We start from the raw sequence: 4,797 nt of genomic DNA on the forward strand, positions 1-4,797 counted from the left end.
TCCAGCGCCTGTTTTTCCAGCTCCTTGGCGACTTGCAGGACCGGGTTGTCCTCGATCCCAAGCAAATCCAGAACCTCGTCGGCGGACTGTTTCATCACCGTCGCGCGCGGATCGAAGTTCTTGTAGACCCGGTGGCCAAAGCCCATCAGGCGGAACGGATCGTTCTTGTCCTTGGCGCGGGCGATGAACTCGGGGATGCGCTCGACACTGCCGATCTCCTTGAGCATCTCCAGGCAAGCCTGGTTTGCGCCGCCATGCGCGGGGCCCCAAAGACAGGCGATACCGGCGGCGATACAGGCAAAGGGGTTGGCGCCCGAAGACGAGGCCAGCCGCACGGTCGAGGTCGAGGCGTTCTGCTCGTGATCCGCGTGCAGGGTAAAGATGCGGTCCATCGCGCGGCTCAGGATCGGGTTCACCTGGTATTCCTCGGCCGGCACGGCAAAGCACATGCGCAGGAAGTTCGAGGCGAAGTCGAGATCGTTGCGCGGATAAACGAAGGGTTGACCGGTGTGGTACTTGAAGGCCCAGGCCGCGATCGTCGGCATCTTGGCGATCAGGCGGATCGAGGCGACCTCGCGCTGCCAGGGATCGTTGATGTCGGTGGAATCGTGGTAAAACGCCGACATTGCACCAACCACACCGACCATGATCGCCATCGGGTGCGCGTCCCGACGGAACCCGCGGAAGAAATACTGCATCTGTTCGTGCAGCATGGTGTGGCGGGTCACGCGGGTCTCGAAATCCTCAAGCTCGGTGGCGGTCGGCAGATTGCCGTAGAGCAGCAGGTAGCACACCTCGAGATAGTGCGATTTGCCGGCCAGTTGGTCGATCGGGTAACCGCGATGCAGCAGAATGCCCTCGTCGCCGTCGATGAAGGTGATGGTGCTGTCGCAGCTGGCGGTCGAAGTATAGCCTGGGTCGTAGGTAAAGACACCTGCCTCGGCGTAGAGTTTGCGCACATCCAGCACATCGGGGCCCGTTGTCGGCGAAAGAATGGGCAGGTCGACGGTTTTGCCATCCAGTTGTAGCGTGGCGGTCTTGTATTTTTTTTCAGTCATTTATTAGTCCCTTCCTCTATCTGGCACGGGACGCGAAAGCGCCGGTCTCCGCACGGGCGGACCGTGCGGCGGGCGCCGGTCCGAATTCTCTCGCCGCGGTCTCGTCCGGTCAGTTCGACCCGACGCGTCCGGCAGCATCCTCGAGGCGGGCCAGGGTTTCCTCCCGGCCCAGCACAAGCATCATGTCGAACACCGAAGGGGTCACCATGCGCCCGGCAAGCGCGGCCCTGAGCGGACCGGCCATCTTGCCAAACTTGGTGCCCCTTGCTTCGGCGAAAGCGTCCAGAGTCGCCTCTAGCTCATCTCGCGTCCAGCTAGCATTTTGCAACTGCGGCGTCAATTCAGACAGTATACCATCGGATACTGTAGCCAAGGCCTTTGCCGCCTTCTGGTCCGGCTCGACAGGGCGGGACGCCAGGGCAAATTGCGCCTTTTCAAGGAGTTCCGGAAATGTCCGCGCGCGATCTTTGAGGCAGTACATGGCCCGTTCCAGCGCGTCCGCTTGCGAAATCGTCATCGCGGCGTGATCGGCCGCGACCAGATAGGCCTCGATTTCGCGCCGCAACGCGGCGTCATCGCTAACGGCGATATGCTGGCCACAGAGATTCTCCAGTTTCTTCAGGTCGAACCGGGCCGGGCTTTTTCCGATGCCGTCGAGGTCGAACCACGCCTTGGCCTGTTCATCGGTAAAGAATTCGTCGTCGCCGTGGCTCCAGCCCAGCCGCGCGAGGTAATTGCGCATGCCCGCCGCCGGATAGCCCATTGCCTGATATTCCTGGGCTCCAAGTGCGCCGTGACGTTTCGACAGCTTCTTGCCGTCCGGACCGTGGATCAGCGGGATATGCGCCCAGACCGGCACCGGCCAGCCCATCGCCTGGTAGATCGTCATCTGGCGGGCGGCGTTGTTGAGATGGTCGTCGCCACGGATCACATGGGTCACGCCCATGTCGTGATCATCCACCACCACCGCCAGCATGTAGACCGGGCTGCCGTCGCTGCGCAGCAGCACCATGTCGTCGAGCTGGTCGTTGCGAATCGTCACCTCGCCCTGGACCCGGTCGTGGATCACCGTGGTGCCCTCCTGCGGCGCCTTGATGCGGATGACATGGGGCGCCTCCGGGTGGGTTGCGGGATCGGCATCGCGCCACGGGCTGCGGAACAGGGTGCTCTTGCCCTCGGCGCGAGCGGCGTCGCGAAAGGCGGCGATCTCCTCCTGCGTCGAGAAGCATTTGTATGCCTTGCCCTCGGCCAGCAGCTGCTGCGCCACCTCGGCATGGCGGTCGGCACGGGCGAACTGGCTGATCGGCTCGCCATCCCAATCCAGACCAAGCCAGCTCAGCCCCTGCAGGATCGCGGCGGTTGCCTCGGGGGTGGAGCGCTCGCGGTCGGTGTCCTCGATCCGGAGCAGGAACTTGCCACCGCGGCCGCGCGCGTAGAGCCAGTTGAACAGGGCCGTACGCGCGCCCCCGATGTGCAGAAAGCCGGTGGGCGAGGGGGCGAAACGGGTGACGACCTGATCGGACATGCGGGCGCTTTACCTTTTGGTAACCATGGGAGGGATAGCGTTTTGCAGCCTGTCTAGCGGGCCGCGCAGCGGGGGGCAAGCATGGGCAATCTGGCACGGGCCGCGGCGGCGCTGGATCGTCAGCGCGGGCACCTGTTTCCCTGGGTGCCGGTCTTGTTCGGGATCGGAATCGGCCTCTATTTCGCCTGGCCGGGAGAGCCCGATCGGTGGGTTTACCTCACCGCGGCCCTGGTCGGGGTTGCGGGGGGGGGCTTCGCGCTCTGGCGTCCCGGCGGCCTCGCGGCACTGGGCTGGGCCGCTGCGTTGGTGGCCGGCGGGCTTACCGCGGCCTCGACGCGCGCGCATCTGGTCGCCGCGCCGGTTCTGCCGTCCCGCTACTACGGGCCGGTCGAGGGCCGGGTCGTGGCGCTGGACCGTTCGGCCTCCGACGCGCTGCGGCTGACGCTCGACCGGGTTCGCCTGTCCGGGGTTGCGCCGGGGGAGGTTCCGGCCCGGCTGCGGATCTCCCTGCACGGGGCGGCGGAGGACCGCAGCCTGCGGCCCGGCGCGCGCATCATGGCCACCGCGCACCTGGCCCCGCCGAGCGGACCGGCCGAGCCCGGCGGGTTCGATTTCCGCCGTCACGCCTGGTTCCAGCGGCTGGGCGCCGTGGGTTACACCCGGTTGCCGGTTCTGGTCGCGGCGCCGCCCAGCCGCGCGCTGCGCCTGTTCCGCCTGCGCATGGCCGCTTCGGTGCGGCTGCGCGCGGCGCTGCCGGGGGATGTCGGCGGCTTCGCGGCGGCGGTGACCACCGGCGACCGCAGCGGCGTGGGGCAGGCGACGCTCGAGGCGCTGCGCGCCAGCAACCTGGCGCATCTTCTGGCGATCTCCGGGCTGCACATGGGGCTGCTGGCCGGGTTCGTCTTTGGTGCGGTGCGGCTGGCGCTGGCAGCGCTGCCGGTTCTGGCGCTGCGCTGGCCGGTGCGCAAGATCGCTGCCGGGGCGGCGATGCTCGCGGCAGCGGGATATCTCGCGCTCTCTGGGGGGAACGTGGCGACCGAGCGCGCCTTTGTCATGACATCGGTGGTTCTGGGCGCGGTGCTGGCCGACCGGCGCGCGTTTTCCCTGCGCGCGGTGGCGCTGGCGGCGTTGATCGTGCTCTTGCTTCGGCCGGAGTCGTTGCTGGGTCCCGGATTCCAGATGTCGTTCGCCGCCACCACGGCGCTGATCGCGGTGTTCGGGGCGTTGCGCGACCACGAGATCGGCCTCGGACCGCGCTGGCTGTCGCCGGTGGCCGGTGTCGCGGTCTCTTCGCTGGTGGCGGGGCTGGCCACGGCACCGGTGGCGGCGGCGCATTTCAACGCGCTGGCGCATTTCGGCCTGCCGGCCAACCTGCTCGCGGTGCCGGTGATGGGGTTGGTGGTGATCCCGGCGGCGGTGATCGCCGCGCTGCTGGCCCCCTTCGGGCTGGAGGCGGCAGGGCTCGAAGTCATGGGGTTGGGCCTGCGCTGGATTCTCGGCGTTGCGCATTGGGCCGCCGGTCTGCCGGGCGCGCGTGGCTACCTGCCCAGCCCGGGGCCGATGGTGCTGCCACTTTTTGCGCTGGGAATGCTGGTCGTGATCCTTTGGCAGGGGCGGGCGCGGCTGGCCGGGATCGTTCCCGCCCTCGCTGCCTTCGTGATCTGGTCGGCGGCGGAGCGGCCGGTCGTGCTGGTGGCCGATACCGGAACGCTTGTGGGGGTTATGACACCGCAGGGGCGCGCTCTGAGCAAGCCGCACGGGGCCGGATTCGTCGCCGGGATCTGGCTGGAGAACGACGGCGACAGCGCCACCCAGACCGAGGCGGCGGCGCGATGGCCCGGACGCGATGGCCTGCTGCGGGTGATCGCGGCGGGCCCGCGCCAGATCGTCCATGCGACCGGCAAGCGGGCCGCCCTGGGGCTGACCGGCTGCAGCAAGGATCAGGTGGTGGTTTCCCCGGTTCCTCTGGCGCTGGATGGTCCGTGCCTGGTGCTCGACCCGCCACGGCTGCGCGCGACCGGCGCCGTGGCATTCGGCGCTGACGGAGGTTTGCGCGTGGCGCGCGATCCCGCGCGTCTGCGGCTCTGGTCCGGCCCTGACAGGTAAGCCCCGATCAGTAGGTGCGGATCAGCCCGACCAGGCGCCCCTGTACCTTGACCTTGTCATCGGAAAAGACACGGGTTTCATAGGCCGGGTTTGCGGCCTCCAGCGCGA

Annotated in this window: 3 protein-coding genes and 1 pseudogene; 1 reads left to right on the forward strand and 3 read right to left on the reverse strand. The window is 67.8% G+C overall.

All coding sequences use genetic code 11. The annotated features are described in order from the left end of the window. A partial coding sequence (gene gltA, locus P1U75_RS10875; protein ID WP_300243075.1) for a citrate synthase occupies positions 1 to 1,058 on the reverse strand: 1,058 nt, incomplete at its 3' end. 109 nt (positions 1,059 to 1,167) lie between these two features. After that, positions 1,168 to 2,583: a glutamate--tRNA ligase gene (gltX, locus tag P1U75_RS10880; RefSeq protein ID WP_300243077.1), complete on the reverse strand. Its 1,416-nt coding sequence runs from the start codon at positions 2,581 to 2,583 to the stop codon at positions 1,168 to 1,170. 81 nt (positions 2,584 to 2,664) lie between these two features. Here gltX and P1U75_RS10885 point away from each other — a divergent pair, with 81 nt between their 5' ends. Next, entirely contained in the window at positions 2,665 to 4,689 is a 2,025-nt protein-coding gene (locus P1U75_RS10885) for a ComEC/Rec2 family competence protein (RefSeq protein ID WP_300243079.1), read from the forward strand. A gap of 7 nt (positions 4,690 to 4,696) precedes the next feature. Here P1U75_RS10885 and P1U75_RS10890 read toward each other — a convergent pair. Then, a pseudogene (locus P1U75_RS10890) lies at positions 4,697 to 4,797 on the reverse strand (repressor LexA); the annotation flags it as partial.

The sequence above is a fragment of the Antarcticimicrobium sp. genome, assembly GCF_029212575.1.
Taxonomy (GTDB): domain Bacteria; phylum Pseudomonadota; class Alphaproteobacteria; order Rhodobacterales; family Rhodobacteraceae; genus Antarcticimicrobium.

Coding starts and splice junctions, on each gene's coding strand:
- gltX (WP_300243077.1), bottom strand. CDS start 2,583: ATGTCCGATCAGGTCGTCACCCGTTTCGCCCCCTCGCCCACCGGCTTT.
- P1U75_RS10885 (WP_300243079.1), top strand. CDS start 2,665: ATGGGCAATCTGGCACGGGCCGCGGCGGCGCTGGATCGTCAGCGCGGG.